The following is a 20,196-nucleotide window of genomic DNA, read 5'->3' on the forward strand; positions in this document are numbered from 1 at the left end:
TGAATTGTCGACCACATTAAGCTACATTAGTACCTTAAGTAGTTTAGACATTGAAGAGGACACTCATGTCATTACGCATCAACGAAATACTGCCCAATTTAACAGTGAATACAGATCAGGGCCGTTTCGATCTACATGATTGGATCGGTGATAGCTGGGCCATTTTATTCAGCCACCCAAAGGACTTCACCCCTGTATGCACCACAGAATTTGGCGCAGTATCCTTGTTGGATAATGCTTGGAAAAAGCGTAACGCCAAGGTTATCGGACTTTCTGTGGACAGTGTTGAAGAGCATGCGGCTTGGAAAGCTGACATCGAAACATTTTCTGGCGCGAAGCCTAATTTCCCTATCATTGCTGACGAGTCACTGGAGATTTCTAAAGCACTCAATATGTTACCAGAGGATGCTTACCTGCCAGATGGCAGAACCGCCGCGGACTCAGCCAGCGTACGAGTGGTGTTTATCATTAGCCCAGATAAAAAGATCCAGTTATCCATCGCTTACCCCATGGCAGTCGGTCGTAATTTCGCAGAAATTTTAAGAGCGTTGGATGCGCTTCAGGCTACTTATCAAGCGCCCATCGCCACCCCCGCCAACTGGACAGTCGGCGAGGACGTGATCATAGATTTAAGCCTTAACGATGACCAAGCAAAAGAGCGATTTGGTCAGATCAACGTCAAACTCCCCTATTTACGCACCACAAAAGCTCCCAAATAACTCTATCGCACCCTACTGCTAACATCCCTTCAGGGTGTTAGCACCTTTAACCATGCCATCAGACAAGTCACTCTTTACACTGGTGAATGATTGATCTTATGATCATTTAATGATCTAATGATAATAATTATCATTAGTCTTTTTGTTGAGGAGTTTATGTCGCTACCTGCGAGTAATGTTGCACAAAGCCACTTCAACTCTTTCTATTCTGAGCACCAAACTTGGCTTTATAAGTGGATCCATCGTCGGCTGGAGTGCCATTTCGATGCGAGCGACCTCACTCAAGATACGTTTTTACGTCTTTATGAGCGCCGTGAAATCCAATCCATCGATAGCCCACGTGCCTATTTGGCAACGATCGCAAAAGGACTGATCAGCCACTTTTACCGTAGAAAGAGCATTGAGCAGTCTTATCTAGAGCACCTTGCGCTATCCCCTGAGGTGTTCCAGCTCGATGAGTTACAACGGCAGATTTTAATCGAGACTCTGACAGAACTTGACGCAAGCTTGGACCGTTTACCCGCTCAGGTTAAGCAGGCATTTTTAATGTCACAACTGGAAGGACTTACCTACAAAGTCATCGCGGAACACATGCAGGTATCCGAGATAACAGTAAAACGTTATATGAAACAAGCCTTTATGCAGTGCTTGTTACTTATGGAGGATGACCTTTTTGAGTGATGCGAGCCATTTAAAAAGCTTAGAAGAAGCCTCGGAATGGCTCGTCAAAATGGCGGAAGAAGGAACCCTCTCCAAAGCAGATCAAGCCCAGTGGGAAACTTGGTACGCCCAGCCCAATAACGCTAGAACTTGGAAACGTGCCGAGCGCCTGCTCGGGCAAATGAACGGCTTGCCATCAGAGATTGCCCTACCGGTATTGAACCGACCAGCAGACCTCAGAAAACGTAAAGCCTTGCGCAATAGCTTTTACCTGGCGCTACTGGCTCCCATGGGATTTGCTTCTTATCAAGGTACCCAACACTTTAATTTGTTAGCCCAATATCGCACCAACAAAGGTGAGCGAGAAACTATTGAGCTTCCTGATACCAGCCAAGTCACGTTAAATACCGAGTCTGCTATCAATACTCATTTTAGCGACACCACTCGTCATGTGGATTTGCTGGACGGAGAAATCTATCTCGCCGTCGCCAACAAACCTACCTTAGCGCCATTAACCCTCGCCAGCAAAGAATGCCAAATCGCCAGCGACAACGGGACGCTCTGTGTACGCCAGTACCCTGGAATCACTAAGGTATCCCTGCTCACGGGTAGTGCCACCGTCATCACTGCGAACAACACCCATAGGTTCTCTCTCCAAGCAGGGGAAGTGGCCACCTACTCTAAAGAGGCGCAACTAGGCCAAGCAAGGATTGGCAATATCCAAGCCCAAAAGGCGTGGCTTTCAGGCATGCTGGCAGTCAACGCCATGCCCATGGAGGACTTCGCAGAGGAGCTTATGCGCTATCAATACGGGTTAATTCGTGTTGCGCCGAATAAACGTAAGCTGCTTATATCCGGATCTTTCCCTGTCACAGACAGTCGCCAACTGTTTGCCATGCTGGAGCGTTCCTACCATTTAAACGTGGAGCAAAACCTAGCGGGCTTTTGGGTCAATATTTCTTAGCTGATCAAAAAAATAGAAATAAATCTCATTTGTATTGATACCTTTTTAAATCTTAAGTGGCCTATCTAGTAAATGATTCCCATTTATCTGAGGTAATTCGTTCCAATGCTTAAAGTAAACTCTTTACGTGCTGCCGTTAGAGCGGCGCTTTTCGGCTCTTCTATTGCCCTTGTGGCGGTCAGCTCTCCGGCGTTGTTGGCGCAAACAGCCAACCCTACCGCCCAAGCAGAACAGTATTTTGATATTCCTGCTGGGGATCTAGGCGTCGCCCTAACGACAGTAGCGGCACAAGCGCAGATTCCATTGGCCTTTGACCCATTGCTGACCTTTGGGAAACAAAACCCAGCAGTAAGCGGCGAATACGCCCCCCTTGAAGTGATCAACCTGTTATTGGAAGACTCAGGTCTGTACCTTGTGGCCGGCAATGACAACAGCTACTACATCGAAGCAGCGGCAAACCATGAGCTAGGCGCGGTTTCCGTCACCGCACCTTCTTTGATTCAAACTGCACCACGCTTTGCTGCTGGCCAAGTGGAAACAGGCGCGCGCTTGGGTGTTCTAGGCAACCAACAAGCGAAAGACACGCCGTTCAGCATTGTGTCTTACACTGCTCAGGTCATCGAAGACCAACAACTTGAATCCATCGGCGATGTGTTGAGCAACGACGCCAGTGTTCAATCCGGCTTCGGCTATGGTAACTACTCTGAAATCTTCATGGTGCGAGGCTTCAACCTTTACAGCGATGAAATCTCTTATGGTGGTTTATACGGCATCCTGCCACGTCAATTGGTCTCCACCAACCCAGTGGGAAGCGTACAACTTCTGAAAGGCGCAAACGCCTTTGCCAATGGCGTTACTCCAGGGAACTCAGGTATCGGTGGCGCCATCAACATCGAGCCTAAAATCCCAACCTATGACTACACCCGCTTAACCCTAGACACCACAGCACAAGGCCGCACTGGCGTGTCAGGTGATGTGGCTCGACGTTTTGGCGATCACGACCAGTATGGTGCCCACGCTAGTGTACTTCACCGTGCGGGCGACACTGCCATTGATGACGAAAACCGTGAAGAAACGTCCATCAACGTGGGCGTAGATTACCGGGAAGGCAAGGTACACACTGCCCTTGAAGCCGGTTATCAAAAACTTAATATCGAAGGCGGCCGCTCAGTGGTCTATCAAGGCTCTCTAACCGAGATCCCAGACGCACCTTCAGCAGATACAAACTATGCGCCATCTTGGGCTAGCTCTGAGCTAGAAAACACCTTTGCTATGGCGACTGCAGACTATCAGTTGTCCGAAAACTGGCTAGCCCACGGTGCCCTGGGTGTGAACCACAACAAAGAATACGGTGATTATTCCTCTCCAACCCCCACGGACAATGAGGGTAATGCCACGCTCTACCGCCTATCCGTCCCTTACGAGTCGGATACTGTGTCCTCTGCGTTTGGCCTAAAAGGTGATGTACAAACGGGCAATGTGAGCCATGACATTAACCTTGGGTTTTCTAGCTTCGACACCAAGGTGTATACGGCTTACACCATGTCTGGCAACTCTGCCACCAACCTATACGATCCAGCAGACGTTGACTATCCTGCCACTTTATATTCAGGCGGCAGCATGGATGACCCGAATATCCGCAGCCGCACGACCGCACAGGGCCTTGCCTTGTCTGACACCCTAGGCTTCCTAGATGACACCCTACTTGTGACAGTAGGTGCTCGTTACCAACAGCTTCAGGTTAAAAACTACAGCTATGAAGGCGTAAAAGAATCAGACTACGACGAAAACGCCATCTCCCCTGTGTACGGCGTGGTGTACAAGGTCACTCCATCTGTGTCCCTTTACGCCAACCATGTTGAATCCCTACAAAAAGGGGATACGGCCCCTAGTAGTGCCAGCAACAGCGGCGAAGTGTTTGAACCGTACAAAGCCAAGCAAAACGAAGTGGGGGTCAAATATGAGTCTGACGACCTAGCTACCAGCTTCGCCGTATACGAGATCAAAAAGCCTTCCGCTTACACGGAAAACGGCACCTACGGTGTCTACGGAGAGCAGGTTAACCGTGGTCTAGAAGTGAGCGTATTTGGCTCACCTGCCAACGATATCCGCTTGAATTCTTCCTTTGCTTGGACGGATGCGGAGCTGACCAGCACACAAAATGGCACTAATGACGGCAATCAAGCCGTAGGTGTTGCCAAGTACAGCGTCGTGCTTGGGGGTGAGTACGATCTACCGATCGAGCGCGCCATTACCCTAGGCGGTAAAATCATCCACACGGGGCCTCAATACCTAGACGCAGGCAACACGCTTAAACTAGACCCTTGGACACGTTTAGATCTTAGCGCCCGTTACGAAACTCAATGGTCTGATCTGCCTTTAACTTGGCGTCTAAACATCACTAATGTGACCAACGAAGCTTACTGGGCTTCTGCCGCTGGAGGCTACCTTAGCCAAGGTGACCCACGAGAAATCAAACTGTCTGTGAGCACAGAGTTTTAAGATCCCCTTTAAACCTGTCATGACGGTAAAGGCGAATAACAAAGGTTATTCGCCTTTTTTATTGATCCGCTTTTTTGCTTCTATCAATCTGAGCAACGAGAGATTAGGCCAACTCCTCATTCGTTTGATATGATCTACAACACACATAGTCGGGGAGCAGAAATGCTGAGATCGCCAGCGCGAGACCCGTTGAACCTGATTCAGTTAGTACTGACGGAGGGAACTATGGGGAACGCAATTGCTCTAGCGCTCGGCTTGTATTAGCACGTTGGAGATCTCCCCTTTTTTCCTCCCTTTGAGAGGAATAAGAGGGAGATCCATGAGCCAAACACCGATCACATTAAGCATAGCTGGGTCCGATAGTGGCGGCGGTGCCGGTATCCAAGCTGACATCAAAGCCATCTCTGCCACAGGCGGTTACGCCTGCACTGTCATCACCGCCACCACAGCACAAAACACCCTAGGTGTGACCGATGTACACCCAATCCCCCTGACGCACATCGAAGCACAACTCGATGCGGTTTTCTCAGATTTAAACGTCCGCGCCGTGAAAATCGGTATGCTGGCAAATGCCGACATCATTCGACTAATTGCTCGCAAACTGAAGCAATATCACCCCCCTCACGTCGTACTCGACCCTGTGATGATCGCATCCAGCGGCGATGCTTTACTTGAATCTGCTGCGGTACAAACCATGCTCGACGAGCTACTGCCATGCGCCTCGCTGATCACCCCCAATTTGCCTGAAGCCGCAGTGCTGGTGAATCAAACCGCACCACAAACAGAAGCACAGGCTGAAGCCTTGATCCCGTTGCTTAGCAACTTGCCCGTGAGCGCGGTCTTACTTAAAGGCGGACACTTAAGCGAGTCTCCCGACAGTACCGATTGGTTGCTACAAAACGATCAGGTGATGCCGTTTTCGACACCTCGCATTAAGACACACAACACCCACGGCACAGGCTGTACCTTGTCATCTGCCATTGCCTCCTACTTGGCCCAAGGCGCGACCTTACCTGTTGCCGTAAAACGTGCCAAAAACTACATCGCAAACGCCATCGCGCACGCGGATGAACTGCGAGTTGGCCAAGGTCACGGCCCAGTTCATCATTTTTATAATCTGACTCGACTTTCCAATTGAAGATAAAAACCATAGAATATGGTCTATATACGTTTTATATATGGATCATATCATGGGAATCATTAAAATCTCTGACGACGTACATGATGATGTACGCCGCGCTTCGCAAGTCATGTCTCGCTCGATCAACGCGCAGGCCGAGTTCTGGATCAAGATCGGCCGCTTAGCAGAGCGCAATCCAACCATGAGCTTCTCTGAAATCATACAAATGGAGCTGGACAAAGCCGATCTAGAAGAGCAAGCAATGACTGAAGTGCCCAAGCAGGCCTTAGCATGAGCGATCAGATTCACATCAAAACCGCACCAGAGATCGAACTGATGCGAGAGGCAGGTCGCCTGCTTGCCAAAGTCTTCAAACACCTCGACAGCATCGTCAAAGAAGACGTCACCACCATGGCCATCAACGACGAGGTAGAACGCTACATTCGTCAAGAATTACAGGCACGTCCAGCTAGCCTCGGCCAATACGACTACCCGTACGTGTTAAATGCTTCAGTGAACGAAGTGGTGTGTCATGGTATGCCAAAAGAACACTACGCCTTGCGCCCAAGAGACATCATCAACCTCGATATCACCCTCGAGAAAAACGGTTTCATCGCCGACTCCAGCAAGATGTACGTCATGCCTAGCGCTGGCCCAGAGGCACGCCGCCTGGTGAAGGAAACCTACAACGCCATGTGGCAAGGGATCAAACAAGTGAAGCCCGGTGCCACCCTGGGGGACATTGGTCACGCCATCGAAGCCCACGCCCGCGCTAACGGTTACAGCGTGGTACAGGAGTACTGCGGCCATGGCATCGGTCGAGAGATGCACGAAGGCCCACAAGTGCTGCACGTTGGTAAACCGGGTAAAGGCTTGAAGCTCAAGCCAGGCATGACCTTCACCATCGAACCCATGATCAACCAAGGCCGTGCCAAGACCAAAACCAAAAAAGACGGCTGGACGGTAGTCACAGCGGATCGCAAACTCTCCGCACAATGGGAACACACCATCTTAGTGACGGAAACAGGCTATGAAGTGCTGACGCTGAGGGAGGAAGAGCGTATTTAAAATGTCGTATTTTTGCTTTTGAGAAATGTCGTATTTTTGTCTATTATATAGACAACATTAACGAGGTGACGTCATGACCATTCAAAGCAGAATACAAAATAGAGTAAAGCGCTCAAAGCGTTCTGTTTTCATGCGTTCAGACTTTAAAGATATTGCAGATTACGACCAAGTTGGACGCTGTTTAAGGCAACTTGTTGATGAAGGTCTACTGCTAAAAATAAGCTATGGGTTATACGTCCGAGCGCGCATAAATAGGATCACAGGTAAACCAATGCCAGATAATCCAGCAGGCTCAGATGGCGTTATGATTGAAGCGCTTGAAAGACTCAATGTTGCATATTCTTTTGATGAAGTATCGCAATCAAGCCTCTCAGGCAACAGCACTCAAATTCCTGCCAAGATTAAAGTGACACCAAGAAGCACTCGCTTTACACGTAAGATCAAAGTAGGAAGCCAGAGTGTCAACGAACTTCGATAGCTCTCTCTTCGTTGATATTGCCGATGCCATAGGACTCGGCAACCCCGCCATTGTCGAAAAAGATTATTACATCGTCGAGCTGCTAAAACTGATCTCCACCATTGATCTGGACTACCATCAAATCGTATTTTCAGGTGGTACGGCATTAGCAAAATCCGCCATCAAGACATACAGGATGTCCGAGGATATAGATCTGAAACTGGTCCCAAAGCCGAACTACTCAGATGTTTTATCACGTAACGCAAGGCGAAATGCTCGCAAGAAAGCCAAACAACAAGTAGAGCTTCTGCTAGAACAAAGTCGATTATTTTCAATAGAAGGCACGCCTGACGTAAAAGATGAGTACCGCTATTCAGCCTTTGAAATAAAGTATCCGCAGGCTTACCTACAAGCGCCTTGCCTTAGGCCTTTCATCAAGCTGGAGTTAATTGAATCAGTCACTCTTAGCCCGCCCGAAAAAAGATGCATCCAATCAATTTATTCGGAAATACTAAAACAGTCCGATCAGACTATCGAAATGGACTGTGCCGCTATTCTCGACACACAAGCAGAGAAGTTGGTGTCAATGCTACGAAGAACAGCTAGCGCCACCCGAGATCAAAACCGAGTAGATGACGAAACACTCATAAGACATGTCTACGATACTTATCACATCCAAATGGCCGAGCCTTCCAATACAGAAAAGCTCGCAACTCTCGTTAGCAACGTCATCAAGACTGACGTTCAGCAGTATGGCAATCAACACCCTCAGCTAGTCGACTCACCACTGGATGAGCTAAGTTTTGGGTTAGAACAGCTCCTGAATAACGAGCTATATGCAGAGCGCTACAATAAGTATGTCAGCCCTATGGTATATGCAGAACATCCTGTCACTTGGCAGGATGCGATGGAAATATTTCAAACACTAACTAAGCAGCTATTGGAAGAACTAGAAAAGACTCACGATTGAGATAATTTTTATAAGGAAGTTACCGAATGCCTAAACGCCCTTTTGAAAACTGCGCTACAGGCTCAAAGCGCAAAAAGCTTGCTGAACGTTTTACTCAATATTTAATAACACGTAACACCGAAGAGCATGCTTTCCCGGTAAACCTGAATGGTGCCTGGGGAACAGGAAAAACCTTCTTTGTGGAAAACTGGAAGCGGCTGGTTGAAGAAAAGGGACATATTGGAATTAAGATTGATGCATGGGAGTCAGATTATCTTGATGACCCTCTGACAATCATTATTGCGGAGATCATTGATCAACTATCTGAGCTAACAAGGAAAGATGGTTTTTATGAACAAGAAAAGAAAGTCGTTCACTTTGCTACTCAGCTCAAAGGCAGCATTCCCAAAATACTAACTTCTTTGCTTGGGAAGTTGATCGGGGATCAAGGAAGCAAAGAGCTGCTTGAACTTTTTGAATCGATAGTAGGCTCAGCAGTTAACGCAAAAGATTATAAATCGAATCTAAATATTGGTGATCTTGGCCTCGAAACAACAAGAGCACATATAAGACACAAGCAATTCACCAAAGACTTTAAACGAGAAGTACAAAAACTCGTTGAATTCGCTCAGCCAGACACACCGAAAGAGAAGGTCTTTATCTTTATTGATGAACTTGACCGCTGCCGTCCGTCATACGCTATAGAGATGCTAGAGACTGTTAAACACCTCTTCGACATACCAAATTTTGTGTTCATCTTCTCGACAGACACGAAACAACTTCAACATTCAATAAAAGCAATCTATGGACAGGATTTCGACTCTCATGAATACCTCAGTCGCTTCTTTGAGCAGAGACTAACTTTGCCAGAGCCAGATTACTTGGAATTCATAAAAGCTCAGAAAATTTTTGAAGGCGTAAATCTCTGTAAATTATTAACTTTACCCAAAGTAAGCACGACAGAAGAACTTCAATATTCAGTAAGCTTAATATGCCAACTAAATAAGAACCACCTCCCGCTACGCAGAGTAAGACAACTCTGCTCTCATTTAGAGTCTCTATTACTATCTGATAGCTTAGACAAAAAGGCATTCTCGATTCTAACCCTAACAGGGTTGGTTTTTGGCGAAGCACTCTATACAGGTATCCCAGAGTTTGAAAAATTCGACTCCGAGCTAAGAGCAATGAAGGCTTATACTGGATCAGAAAAAATCGTCGACTTTTATTTTACTAGATCAATAAAAATGACAAAGCTACTTCAGGATCTAAATGGACCCTTGAGCCAATGCCAAAATAAGGAAGCATATAAAATCTCTCCTAACAGCCAATTCAAGCAGCATGAATTTAAAAGCATTAATGCAGACTATGTAAGCTTAAATAATCAGATTGATTTTATAAGGAGACAGCCCAATGTAACACTTCTTACAAACCCAGCTGAAATGCTAAATATCATACGTTCAACTGCTATAGCATTTGATGGTCCTTAAACTGCAAAAATTTGATCAATATGACCAAACTGCTAATAGATTATTGACCTTTAAACGAGAAGGAATAATGAACTACTAAAGCACAAGCTCTAGAGGCTGATAAGCCAATCCAGCAGACTCGCCTATATCGCCAGAGAGTTCAAAGCCGTATTTTTCGTAAGCCGTAACAGACGATAATGAAGCGCGCACTGTCATTGTATCAACGGTGACATTTTCTATTAAAGATCGCAGCAATTGTCGTCCTATTCCGCTCTTTTGGCGTTCAGGCCTGACAAACAACATAGCTAAATGATGACCATCCTTCAGTGCTGAAACGCCCTCTATCACGCCATCGATTTCAGCGACTAACGTAAGATAATCGCCGCGACTCATTCGATTGAGAAAGGCGTCGGGGGACGCAATCGTTGCAAACGTGGCAATACCCTCTTCTGATACTGTACCCGCCACGGACAACGTGAAAGCTGCCATGCAAACCGCACTTGCAGCGTCCGCATCTTGGGGTGTTATTTCTCGAATATGCATCGACATTCCTATTGTCTGATTTCTGAAGCACTGATTTCGGCTGAAAATACATCATACACAAGACGACTCTTTGTGATGGGTATTTTCACTTCGTAATGGTTGGGCTAAAGCCCACTCTACAAGGGTTGAGTCTTTTAGGTGTCTCTAATTGGTAGTGAAGTTGCTGGCCTTGTCCCCGATGCAATCGGGTCCCACAAGAGGGATTTGCGGCACTGTTATTGCTCAACAAAGATCAATTCATCAGTATCAAATCCCTTTGCCCGTGCGGCTTGGATAAAGCGTTGCTTGTCAGCTTCAGAGACCGTAGGGGTACGAGACAGGAACCACAAATACGAGCGATCAGGACCAGAAACAAAGGCTTGTTGGTAATCTTCGTCCAAATCGAACACCACGTATGCGCCATAAAATGGGCCAAAGAAGCTGACTTTTAAATGGCCAGTGCTGCTGTCCTCGACGAAGTAGGCTTTGCCTTCCGCTTCGCTCCATTCTTTATCTTCTTTTGAATAGCCACGATTAATCACTTTTACGCCACCGTCTTCACGCAGACTGTATTGCGCAGTGACTTGAGACAAACCGCGCTCAAAACTGTGGTCTAAACGTGCGATTTCATACCAAGTGCCGAGGTATTTAGGTAACGCAAACTCATCAACCGGCTCAATGCCTTTTGGGGCAGAGGTACAACCGACCAACATCATAACCACAGCAAAACAAACAGCGCGAATCATTACATACACCTCCAGATACTTTCGAAGCTATACGCATGAACGCACCGTTTGGTCTTATTCTCCCGAGGTAATGACGCCGCTACTTATCACTCAAGGCCAGCTTAATGCCAAGTGCGGCGAAGCTTGAGGCAAACACCTTTTGAATCATGATGCTGGCCCGGCGAGATCTCACCACCATGCTGCTAAAGCTGCCAGACAAAAAGCCATACACCACAAAGACAACAAAGGTCATCAGCATAAACACGCCTCCCAGAAGCAACATGCTGACGAAAGCGCTGTCTTGGGTGCTGGGAATAAACTGAGGCAGAAAGGCGAGAAAGAAGATCGAAAGTTTAGGGTTCAAGATGTTAAGTAAAAATCCCTTCACGGCAATGCTGACATAAGAACGCTCAGCTTGGCCTTCCTCTACTTCAAGAGGTGCGGCAGAACGCCACATCTGCCAAGCCAAATACAGTAAATACATGGCCCCTGCGTATTTCACCACCTGAAACAAGACCACGCTGGTATGAAATATCGCAGCCAAACCAAAGCTACTGGCCAGCAGCGCTGGCAAAATCCCCATGGTGCATCCAAAAGCGGCAAACACACTGGCACGCTTGCCCACAAACAACCCTGTGGCCACCGTGTAAATCACCCCCGTCCCCGGAATCAACACCAGCACTAATGCGGTGAGTAGGTATTCAATCGTTATCATAATAAACGTCCCTCTGTTGCAAAATGATCCCTTTGGCGTCTTAGCAAGAGTCGTTAAGACACTTAAAAACGCCTCTAAAATTCTCGTTCTTCGTCAATATAATACAATTACAGCTTAGCCAATCTACCTTTAGGGAATCTAACTTCGCTGACCGCCACACCCAATAAAATCACCACCGCTGCCACAACTTGCGGCATGGCCAATTGTTCCCCGTGAAACAATAGACCACCGATCAACGCAAACACCGGCACTAAAAGGTTCATGGGGGCCACGGTAGAAATAGAGTATTTAACAATCATCTTGTTCCAAAACCAGTAACCGAGCAAGGTGGTGGGATAGGCTTGAAACGCAGCCGAAAACAACACGGAGCCATTTACTTGGGCTAAAGACTCTGACACCGACGTAGGGCCATAGGACACCAGCGCCAGCAAGAGCAATGGCACAGGAGCGAACGCCATGCCCCAAATGTTAAAGGCGAATACAGACTGGGTGCCGGAGCGCTTAACAATGACCCCATTGATGCTCCAAAAGACCGACGCCGCCAACACCAATATCAAACCCAAAGGTGTTACCGTCCCCCCTTGATACCAGATAATGATGCCCAGCCCAAGCAGCGCTAACAGGGAGCCAAACAGCTTCTCTGGCGTCAGAGCTTCTTTCAGCACATAGCGTCCGACCAACAGACTACTGAGAACACTCATATCCAGTAGCAAGGAGGCCAAGCCAGAAGACAATCCCGCTCCAACCGACAAGGTCGTCAGCCCCCAGACCCCCACCCCAAACGTCAAACCATAAGCCATGAGGTAACGCCAAGGTACATTGGGGCGACGGATAAAGAAGATCAACGGCAACACCGCCAAAGTAAAACGCAAAGCCGTTAGGAGAAGCGGCTCAATATTATTGACCCCAAGCTTGATGACACTGAAGTTAAAGCCCCAGAGCGCCATCAAAAGCACCAAAAAAAGACTGTCTTTGCCCGTCATACCTTGCACCTTTTTATTCGATTCAACTGCAGTCAGTATGACGGGCACGCCCAAAAAGAGATCAGATACAATTTTTGATAAAAATAAGAGTACAATTTAAATAGGCAATTTAGCTAAGCCATAAACTGAGCCCTGATGATGACCTTATACGAAACCCTCGCACACGCCTTTATCGATGATATACGTAACGGGCGACTGCCCACCGGAGCACGGCTACCGGCGCTTCGTCAATTGGCTCAGCAAGAGGATGTCAGCTTGACCACAGCAGGCAAGGCCTATGCCTATTTAGAAGACAGAGGCTGGATCTATGCTCGCCCTCAATCTGGCTATTTCGTCGCAAATCGCACTCATTTTGCCGAATTTCCTAGCATTGTTCATAACAAACTCACCCCAAGGAATCCCCAAGAGTTCGCCCCTGAGCAGGGGTACAACACCGCTCTAAGTGGTTTCACACCGTTGGGCACGTCTTTGCTAGCCCCTGAACTGCTCCCCGAGACGGACCTTACCCGCACTCTTAAGCGCGTCACCCGTCGACTCAACCAAAGCCTATTTCACTACCCTGAGACCCAAGGACAACTGGCACTTCGGCAGGCCCTGTCTGACCACTTCCGCACCCAACACTTTGCCTTCAGTGCTAACGAATTGGTGATCTCCAACTCCTGCCTTGAAGCCATTCGCGTGGCACTGGAATGCTTAACTCAAACTGGGGACGCCATTGCCGTATGCTCCCCTTGCTTCAGTGGCTTATTGGACTTACTGACCACGTTAAAGCGCCAAATCATCGAAGTCCCCATCACCCATGAAGGCATTGATTTGGCCGCCTTAGAGTCTTGCTTTGCTGAACAAAAAGTCACGGCAGCATTGCTTAGCACCACCCATGTGAATCCCCTAGGCATCACCTTGCCCAATAGCCAAAAGCAAGCCATAGCGGCGTTAGGGTCACGCTATCAAATGCCTATTATTGAAGACGACGTTTACTTTGAGCTGAGCCACGGGAAAGACAAACCCTTGCCAGCAAAGCACTGGGACAAAGACGGCTACATTATTTGGTGCAGTTCCATCTCTAAAACCCTAGCACCGGGGTTAAGACTGGGCTGGTGCTTACCTGGGCGCTACCTAGAGCAGTATTTGGAACAACACAACCGCACCACCATGGGCGTCAATAACCTCACTCAAAGTTGTATTGCTGAGTTCATCGCCTGCGGTGATTATCGCCAACACATGAATAAGGTGTGTTCCGTGCTACCCTCCCAAATCCATCAATACCAACAATTGTTAGGGAAAGAGCTGCCTAGCAATACCCAAATCAGCGCCCCTCAAGGAGGCTTGGTGCTTTGGCTACGGGTGCCACAACTGGACACCAATCAGCTCGCCGCCACTGCCCAACAGCAGGGGTTAGACATTCGTCCCGGCGCTTGCTTTAGCACCTACCCCGATTACAAAGATTGCCTGCGCATTAACTGCGGTTGGCCACTGCATCAATCTCAGCAGGGCGACAGCGCCTACCAACAACTGATGAGCTTATGCGCCTTGATCAAAGCCCAATTAGCTTGACCAGCAGACCGCTAACCCCATAGGTTTTGGATAATTACTTCTTGTTTCTTCAACAAAGCACAACGCCAATCGCGCTAACTTAAAGAGATCCCCCACAGCAACAAGGAGTAAAACGATGAGTCAGCAATTCGGAATCTGTACTTGGACGTTAGGTATTGATGATCTGGAAACCTTGATGTCGACCATCGCTGAGTCGGGTTTAAACAGCGTTCAGTATTGCGAATCCATGTCTGCTCACAAGGCGGAAGACGTGGTACGCATGGCACAGAAATACAACTTAGACCTGCTCATCTTTGACCCCTTCGACTGCCGTCCGAGTGAAGAAAACGGCGAAGCCAGTCTTGAAGGTGCCGTGGCGTTTTATCAGCGTGTTGTGGATTATGCTAAGCAACTAGGCTGTGGTGCGACCCTGCAGGGATTGAGTGCTTGGACCAGCCAATGCAACACCCAAGAAGCGGCTTGGGCACAACTGGTGGAAAGCGTAAAACGCATCCAAGCTTACGCCGAGACCCGGCAGGTACACCTGTCTTACGAGCCTTGCAACCTTTACGAAGTCCCTTTGATTCACACAACCAGTGACTTTCAGGCGTTGGTCAATGACAGCCAGTGCGAGGATTTGAGCATCTTGCTAGACAGCTTCCATATGAATATCGGAGAGTCAGACCCGCTTTTGGCCGCCGAACACTATGCCGCTAAAAACGCCATTTTCCATGTGTCTGATTCCAATAGGGAAGGGATAGGTCACGGTAACATCGACTTTCTAGAACACTATGAAGCCTTGCAACGGGGTGGTTTTGATGGGCCCATCGTATTTGAGTTTGTCCTGAGCAATAACCCAGCCAATACTCCACCACGGAACGACCATGAAATGCACACCCTGCTAGAACATGTAAAACAGAGCCAGCAGGCGTGGTCATCTTTTAGCGCATTCTAGGATTTGACCTGTGCCGCCGCCATGAGTCGACTTACCACCAGGCGGCGGTACTGCATAATCAATAACAGCGCCACGCAACCTAGGGCCATTAACAACGGAAACATCACAGTGGTCATAGAGTAAGCTTCTAACGCCCCGATGGCACACACGTTGCGCAATATCACCATGAGGAAAAACAGACGGCTTTCTTCAAACGGACGGTGATAGGCTTTCCGTAAGGTCGGCCCAAAGCCCAAAAGATCAACAATGGTTAAGACGATCACGGCCCAAAGAGGGTCACTGGTCACATACCAGAGGGGCAAAGAGGCCAAAGCGGCTGTTAAAAACCACCAATCAGAACGACTGATAGACGCATCACCACGCTTCACATAGGCGAGAAATGCCACATAAATGGTGACAAAGCCTGACAAACCAATGGGCCAAGCGCCCATGCCACCTTCCGCGTCCAACTGGGCGAAAAATACGATGGTCGTGGTGATTCCCCAGATCAACCAGGAAAACACATGGGGGCGAACATGTCCCTTTAGCACCGCCCAAATGTAGGGAACAAAGCCAGCTAAAGCCAGCACTATGGCAATGCCGCTTAACACCAGCTTGATCGAGGCATCCATACACAATCCCCAAAACGATTAATGATCATTACAGCTTAAACCTAGGACGCCAGTGGTTCCAAACCAAAAGCGTCATTTCAGGGGGATTTGATGACGTTTAGGGGTAATCCCCTAACAAAAGTATTCAGGGAACTCTTCTTGGAGGCTTCTGACTCGCTCAATGGTGCCCGCCAAATGCTCACGCATGTAACCAATGGCTAACTCAGGGCTGCCCTGCTCTATGCCTGCAATGATGTTGCGGTGGCCTTCTAGCACACTGCGGATTTTACCTTCGCTGGGCAGGTGCAAACGGCGCACTCTGTCCATGTGTCCAGAGCGGGAACGTACCAGATTGAATAAGGCTAATTGCCCCACGGCCTCGTACATGGTGCGGTGGAATAATTCGTCTAGTTTAGCAAACAGCATCACATCGTCATCTTGGGACGCCACCTGCTCCTGCATATCGATAATGGAACGCAAATGATCCACTAGGGACTGGTCTTTTTGTTCCGCGAGGCGACGGATCACTTCACATTCTAAGGCTTCACGCAGGAAGTGATTTTGCTCCAACTGCGCTACGTCAATGTAGGCGACTTCGGTGCCCGATTGGGGACGCACATTGATCAAGCCCACTTGTTCCAGACGAAGTAATGCCTCCCGAACGGGGGTTTGGCTCACTTGATATTCCGCACACAATTCACCACGCACAAGGGGAGAGCCTGGGGGTAATTCCAAGTTCACGATACGTCGTAAAATCTCTTCATAGACCCGATCTACCGCGGTTCTAGGCTTTTCATGGGTGCTTTCTAGGTAACTCTTTATTAAGTAGTTACTGCTTTGAGTCATAAGGTTTACGTTCACAATTTATCCAGTCTTGGGGTCATTATCTCAAACGCCCTTTACAGGTGAAAGAGAAAAAAAGTTTGCACTTCGTAACTAATATATTAGTATATCTATCGAATCAGCAACTAATATATCAGTTTATATTCGGTTCTGGATCGCTCTACACGACAATAAATCTAACAATAATTAGGAGCATCACTATGCACTTCACTCCCCTACGCAAAGCGTTCACCGTTGCCACTGTGTCCGCAGGTCTCGCCCTGTCTGCTGCAGCCGCGAGTGCTGAAACGCTTAAGGTGCAAACCAGCTTCAACGCTTCACACATCAGCCTAACGCGCCTGAACAATGTGTGGGTTCCGAAATTAAAAGAAATGACTGGCGGCGACGTGGAAATCGAGCTGCTACCCATTGGTTCCGTGGTGTCTCACAAAGAAACACCGGTAGCGGTTTCCATGGGCATTTTGGATGGTGACCTCACCGCAACCAGTTACTTCGCAGGTAAAGATCCGGCCTTCGCCTTGATGGGTGACTTGATTGCTGGTTATGACAATCCTGGACAAATCCACGATTTCTGTATGAATGGCGGCGGTAAAGAGCTGCTGCAGAAGCTTTACAACAAGTACGATCCAGGTATTCATGTGGTCGGTTGTAGCTCAGAAAAACGTGAAGCCTTCGTGTCGAAAGTCCCAGTACGTGCGGTGAAAGACCTTAAAGGTCTGAAGATCCGTTCCCCTGAAGGTCTTGCGGCTGACGTCTTCCGTCGTGCTGGTGCCGCTCCGGTTTCTTTGCCGGGTTCTGAGGTGTACACCGCCCTAGAGAAAAACGTCATCGACGCAGCTGACTCTTCGGCCTACGCCAATAATGACGCCAGCGGTATGCACAAGGTTGCTAAGTACCCTATCTACCCTGGCATCCACTCTATGCCATTTATGCAATTCACCATCACTGATAGCAAATGGAAGTCTTTGTCTAAAGACGACCAGCAGGCGCTTACTCAGTGGTTCAGCGATGCCTACGGGGATCTACGCGTCTACCTAGATGAAAAAGACAAAGAGCTGGTAGCCCGTGACAAAAAAGCCGGTGACATCACCATCATCGACTGGCCGCAAGCTGAGCGTGATGAGTTCCGTAAGATCGCTCAAGAAGCTTGGGAAGCTTTCGCCGCGGCATCGCCTTTAGCGAAAGAAGTCTACGAAGCCCACGTGAAATACATGAAGCAACAAGGTCTTCTGTAACCCACGTCTGTCACAAGACCAACGGGTCAGCCAGCAGAACCTGACCCGTTCTCTTGCGTATTCCATTGTTGAGTCAAGTTGACTGACTCAAGGCAATAAGGTGAAACCATGTCTAATTCCCAAAGCCTTCATGCCGATGATGTGGTGAACATCGCGGATGATAACCCTATCGAACACAGCCAACCTCAGGAACAGTTCGATTACACCCCGATTGACCATGTGAGCCATTTCACAGGCATTGGTGTGTCTCTTTTGTACTTAGTCGCTGCGGGCGCAACCCTTTGGGAAGTGGTCGCACGCTACGTGTTTAATGCTCCAACCCAATGGGCATTTGAAGTCGTTATGGTGTTATGTGCTGCCACGTGGATGCTGTCCGCTGGCTACATCACACTGAAAAAACGTCACATTGGCATCACTGTGATCCACAATATCGCGTCGCCTAAAAACCAATGGCGATTAGATCTGTTTGCCATGATCGTAGGAATCACAGCACTCTTTTTACTGTTAGCCGACGCCTCCCTTCGCGCCTATTTAGCCGTGGAGCACATCGAGCGTACCGGCAGTGCTTTTAACTCCCCCATGCCTATGATCATGAAGTCACTCTTGCTGATCGGCGGCCTGCTGTACTTGTCTCAGTTAACGGTCAACCTTGTGCGTCATGTACAAAGCAACTGGGCAAAAACCCTTGTGAAGCTAGTGGGCCTGTTTATGGCGCTCTACTTTATCAATGGCCTATTGGCTTTTGTGTCTGGCCCTGAGTCTATTTTTGCTTCCGTGAGCGGTTACTTCTCTGCGATTGGCTCTAGCTTGGATCCGAGCCAAGCCTTGAACATGCGCTCCTACAGCTTAGGTGTGATCTCTTTGATCATGGTGATGATGCTGGTCTCCCTCATGATGACGGGTATGCCTCTGGGCATCGTTACCTTGATCGTGTCAGTGATCATGGCCATTGCCTTCTTTGGTCCTCGCGGCTTGTATTTGGTGTCTGCCAATACCGCAGCCCTACTGGATCACTACACTCTGATCGCCATTCCTTTCTTCGTCTTAATGGCGTCTATTTTGGAAAAATCCGGTATCGCGGAAGACTTGTTCGACGCTATGTCAGTGTTTGCGGGTAATTTGCGCGGCGGCGTGGCGGTGCAAACCGTTGTGGTTGCAGTGATTCTAGCAGCCATGTCCGGTGTAATGGGGGGCGAAATCGTAATGCTGGGTTTGGTGGCTCTGCCCCAGATGCTGCGTCTTGGTTACGACCGCAAGATGACCATTGGCTTGATCTGTGCGGCAGGCGCGTTGGCGACCTTGATTCCACCGTCCATCATTATGATCGTTTACGGCTTGTCTGCAGAAGTAGCCATTGGTGACTTGTTTATGGCGGGGGCCGTACCTGGCTTGATGCTAGCGGTATTCTACGCGGTATACGTACTGGTGCGTGTGCACATTAACCCGTCTATGGCACCGACCGCCAAAGAAGTTGCCGAGAAAACCGGCACTGAGAAAAAGCTGTCCCGCGCCCGCTTGAGCGCTGTGTTCCTAAGCATCATGCTGATCGGCTGTGTCATGGGTTCCATTTATGGCGGTATCGCCTCCGTGACCGAAGCCGCTGCTGTGGGTGCGTTAGGGGCGATGGTGGTCTCTGCGGTACGCCATGAGTTCAAATGGTCCATGCTAAAAGCTGCCCTCGTGGGTTCCATGGCGACAGTAGGTACCATCATCTGGTTGGTGTTGGGTTCGGTCTCATTTGTGGGGATCTTTAACCTGATCGGTGGTGCGGACTTTATGCGCTCCTTGTTCATGAACCTTGGCATTCCAGCCATTGGCGTCATCTTGGTGATGATGTTGATCTTGGTGGTACTGGGTACCTTCATGGAATGGATCGCCATTGTTTTAATCACGGTGCCTGTATTCGCCCCTGTGGTGATGTCCCTAGCGCCAGAACTTGGTTTAACCGAAGACCAAGCAAAAATCTGGTTCGGTATCTTGTTTGTGCTCAACATCCAAATCTACTTCTTGTCACCGCCATTTGGTCCGGCCTGTTTCTGGCTTAAATCCGTGGCACCGAAAGACATTTCGCTGCAAGAGATCTTCCTATCCGTATTGCCTTTTATCGGCTTACAGATCGTTGGTTTGATTTTGGTTATGAGCTTCCCTCAGATCGCGCTTTGGTTGCCCGAAGCCTTAGGCAGTTAACAC

Annotated in this window: 20 protein-coding genes and 1 riboswitch; of the genes, 14 read left to right on the forward strand and 6 right to left on the reverse strand. The window is 48.6% G+C overall.

Going from position 1 to position 20,196, the window contains the following annotated elements:
- Positions 1-65: 65 nt before the first annotated feature.
- The 10 genes from ACZ5DR_RS04830 to ACZ5DR_RS04875 all read left to right on the forward strand — a co-directional run bounded on the left by ACZ5DR_RS04830 (position 66) and on the right by ACZ5DR_RS04875 (position 9,926).
- A complete protein-coding gene (locus tag ACZ5DR_RS04830; RefSeq protein ID WP_377366257.1) occupies positions 66-719 on the forward strand; it encodes a peroxiredoxin in 654 nt (217 codons plus the stop codon).
- 156 nt (positions 720-875) lie between these two features.
- Positions 876-1,400, forward strand: a complete 525-nt coding sequence (locus ACZ5DR_RS04835; protein WP_377366256.1) for a sigma-70 family RNA polymerase sigma factor — start codon at positions 876-878, stop codon at positions 1,398-1,400.
- The gene (locus ACZ5DR_RS04840; protein ID WP_377366255.1) at positions 1,393-2,343 is read left to right on the forward strand and encodes a FecR family protein; all 951 of its coding nucleotides are present in this window, start codon (positions 1,393-1,395) and stop codon (positions 2,341-2,343) included. The genes ACZ5DR_RS04835 and ACZ5DR_RS04840 overlap by 8 nt, the downstream gene beginning before the upstream one ends.
- Before the next feature lie 105 nt (positions 2,344-2,448).
- Complete coding sequence (locus ACZ5DR_RS04845) at positions 2,449-4,845, forward strand: TonB-dependent siderophore receptor (RefSeq protein WP_377366254.1); 2,397 nt, start codon at positions 2,449-2,451, stop codon at positions 4,843-4,845.
- 140 nt (positions 4,846-4,985) lie between these two features.
- A riboswitch (TPP riboswitch) is annotated at positions 4,986-5,084 on the forward strand.
- Positions 5,085-5,164: 80 nt separating this feature from the next.
- Positions 5,165-5,983: a bifunctional hydroxymethylpyrimidine kinase/phosphomethylpyrimidine kinase gene (gene thiD, locus ACZ5DR_RS04850; protein WP_377366253.1), complete on the forward strand. Its 819-nt coding sequence runs from the start codon at positions 5,165-5,167 to the stop codon at positions 5,981-5,983.
- Between the two features lie 52 nt (positions 5,984-6,035).
- Entirely contained in the window at positions 6,036-6,260 is a 225-nt protein-coding gene (locus tag ACZ5DR_RS04855; protein ID WP_377366252.1) for a ParD-like family protein, read from the forward strand.
- Positions 6,257-7,033 (forward strand): type I methionyl aminopeptidase, encoded by a 777-nt coding sequence (map, locus tag ACZ5DR_RS04860; RefSeq protein ID WP_377366251.1) that lies wholly within the window; start codon positions 6,257-6,259, stop codon positions 7,031-7,033. Before ACZ5DR_RS04855 ends, map begins: the two co-directional genes overlap by 4 nt.
- Positions 7,034-7,106: 73 nt before the next feature.
- Positions 7,107-7,511, forward strand: coding sequence for a DUF6088 family protein (locus tag ACZ5DR_RS04865; RefSeq protein WP_377366250.1), 405 nt, complete (start codon positions 7,107-7,109; stop codon positions 7,509-7,511).
- On the forward strand, positions 7,492-8,460 hold the full coding sequence (locus ACZ5DR_RS04870) for a nucleotidyl transferase AbiEii/AbiGii toxin family protein (RefSeq protein WP_377366249.1): 969 nt from the start codon (positions 7,492-7,494) through the stop codon (positions 8,458-8,460). Before ACZ5DR_RS04865 ends, ACZ5DR_RS04870 begins: the two co-directional genes overlap by 20 nt.
- A 26-nt stretch (positions 8,461-8,486) precedes the next feature.
- The gene (locus tag ACZ5DR_RS04875; protein WP_377366248.1) at positions 8,487-9,926 is read left to right on the forward strand and encodes a KAP family P-loop NTPase fold protein; all 1,440 of its coding nucleotides are present in this window, start codon (positions 8,487-8,489) and stop codon (positions 9,924-9,926) included.
- 75 nt (positions 9,927-10,001) lie between these two features.
- On the opposite strand, the gene ACZ5DR_RS04880 is transcribed toward ACZ5DR_RS04875, so the two are convergent.
- The 4 genes from ACZ5DR_RS04880 to ACZ5DR_RS04895 form a co-directional block, all read right to left on the reverse strand.
- Complete coding sequence (locus ACZ5DR_RS04880; RefSeq protein WP_377366247.1) at positions 10,002-10,394, reverse strand: GNAT family N-acetyltransferase; 393 nt, start codon at positions 10,392-10,394, stop codon at positions 10,002-10,004.
- A gap of 269 nt (positions 10,395-10,663) precedes the next feature.
- A complete protein-coding gene (locus ACZ5DR_RS04885) occupies positions 10,664-11,173 on the reverse strand; it encodes a lipocalin family protein (RefSeq protein ID WP_377366246.1) in 510 nt (169 codons plus the stop codon).
- A 79-nt stretch (positions 11,174-11,252) separates the two neighbouring features.
- On the reverse strand, positions 11,253-11,867 hold the full coding sequence (locus tag ACZ5DR_RS04890; protein ID WP_377366245.1) for a LysE family translocator: 615 nt from the start codon (positions 11,865-11,867) through the stop codon (positions 11,253-11,255).
- A gap of 107 nt (positions 11,868-11,974) precedes the next feature.
- Complete coding sequence (locus tag ACZ5DR_RS04895) at positions 11,975-12,850, reverse strand: EamA family transporter (RefSeq protein ID WP_377366244.1); 876 nt, start codon at positions 12,848-12,850, stop codon at positions 11,975-11,977.
- A gap of 135 nt (positions 12,851-12,985) precedes the next feature.
- Here ACZ5DR_RS04895 and ACZ5DR_RS04900 point away from each other — a divergent pair, with 135 nt between their 5' ends.
- Together ACZ5DR_RS04900 and ACZ5DR_RS04905 are read left to right on the forward strand one after the other, a co-directional pair.
- Positions 12,986-14,404, forward strand: coding sequence for an aminotransferase-like domain-containing protein (locus tag ACZ5DR_RS04900; protein ID WP_377366243.1), 1,419 nt, complete (start codon positions 12,986-12,988; stop codon positions 14,402-14,404).
- A 115-nt stretch (positions 14,405-14,519) separates the two neighbouring features.
- The gene (locus tag ACZ5DR_RS04905; protein WP_377366242.1) at positions 14,520-15,338 is read left to right on the forward strand and encodes a sugar phosphate isomerase/epimerase family protein; all 819 of its coding nucleotides are present in this window, start codon (positions 14,520-14,522) and stop codon (positions 15,336-15,338) included.
- Here the strand turns inward: ACZ5DR_RS04905 and ACZ5DR_RS04910 are convergent.
- Together ACZ5DR_RS04910 and ACZ5DR_RS04915 are read right to left on the reverse strand one after the other, a co-directional pair.
- Entirely contained in the window at positions 15,335-15,949 is a 615-nt protein-coding gene (locus ACZ5DR_RS04910; RefSeq protein WP_377366241.1) for a hypothetical protein, read from the reverse strand. The genes ACZ5DR_RS04905 and ACZ5DR_RS04910 overlap by 4 nt on opposite strands.
- 111 nt (positions 15,950-16,060) lie before the next feature.
- Positions 16,061-16,789 carry a GntR family transcriptional regulator gene (locus ACZ5DR_RS04915; RefSeq protein ID WP_377366240.1) on the reverse strand — a complete coding sequence of 243 codons (729 nt, stop codon included), beginning with the start codon at positions 16,787-16,789 and terminating at the stop codon, positions 16,061-16,063.
- 182 nt (positions 16,790-16,971) lie between these two features.
- Between ACZ5DR_RS04915 and ACZ5DR_RS04920 the strand changes: the two genes are divergently transcribed.
- Both ACZ5DR_RS04920 and ACZ5DR_RS04925 read left to right on the forward strand, forming a co-directional pair.
- On the forward strand, positions 16,972-18,006 hold the full coding sequence (locus tag ACZ5DR_RS04920) for a TRAP transporter substrate-binding protein (protein WP_377366239.1): 1,035 nt from the start codon (positions 16,972-16,974) through the stop codon (positions 18,004-18,006).
- A gap of 108 nt (positions 18,007-18,114) precedes the next feature.
- A complete protein-coding gene (locus ACZ5DR_RS04925; RefSeq protein ID WP_377366238.1) occupies positions 18,115-20,193 on the forward strand; it encodes a TRAP transporter large permease subunit in 2,079 nt (692 codons plus the stop codon).
- Positions 20,194-20,196: the final 3 nt, after the last annotated feature.

This window comes from Marinomonas vaga (assembly GCF_055388305.1).